Genomic DNA, 824 nt, shown 5'->3' on the forward strand with positions numbered 1-824 from the left:
TTTTGTGGTGACTGTAACCGGGTGCGAGTGACTGCTGAGGGTTTACTTTTGCTATGCTTGGGTAATGAGCATGCGGTTGACTTGCGTGCCGTCTTGCGTGCCCACCCCGGAGACAGAGAGCGTCTGAAGCGAAGCATTATCGAGGCAATGGACCTTAAGCCAGAGCGTCATGAGTTTAACTTGTCTGAAGAGCCTCAAATTGTTCGCTTTATGAATATGACAGGTGGTTAAGCTCCTAAGTCCGAATTTATAGTTTTCGAGCTTCACCTAGATAAATATAGCCTGCGAACTTTGGTGCTTTAGGAGCGTAGAAGCGCTCAATCATTACAATTTCGAACCCGCCTGCTTGAATGAGCTTATCAATCGGGCGGTTCAGGTTACAACCTCCTGCAACACAGCCCCAGGGTTTGTTTAAACGGTGTTGCCATTTCTCAACTTTTGGTTCAGGCGCTAGGCCATGCTCACTAAATAGAAGCTTACCCTCAGGCTTGAGTACTCTATGCATTTGCTGAAGGGCTTTGTGGTAGTCGGGGATTGTGCATAAGGTGAAGGTTAGCAGGATGGTATCAACGCAGTCGTCTTCAAGCGGAATCTCTTCACCAGGTAAGTCCAGCCATTTTACTTCAATATCGGACTTTGCCACCTTAGCTGCGGCCTTTCTTCGCATTCCTTCAGAGGGCTCTAGGCCCCATACAAAGTCGATGTTCTTACTGTTGTAGAATTCAAGGTTGGCGCCAGAGCCCATGCCAATTTCGAGAACTCGTCCGGTGCATTTCGGTACTATTCTTTTACGGAGTTTCTGAATAGGGGGAGAGGTGCAGGCA

1 protein-coding gene and 1 pseudogene are annotated in these 824 nt (G+C 48.2%); one reads left to right on the forward strand and one right to left on the reverse strand.

Annotated features, from left to right (window positions below):
- A pseudogene (locus tag A3766_RS02450) lies at window positions 1-231 on the forward strand (GTP 3',8-cyclase MoaA); the annotation flags it as partial.
- 16 nt (window positions 232-247) lie between these two features.
- On the opposite strand, the gene A3766_RS02455 reads toward A3766_RS02450, so the two are convergent.
- Window positions 248-824: class I SAM-dependent methyltransferase (locus A3766_RS02455; protein ID WP_197479218.1), on the reverse strand; the 577-nt coding region annotated here is incomplete at its 5' end.

This window comes from Oleiphilus sp. HI0132 (genome assembly GCF_001635845.1).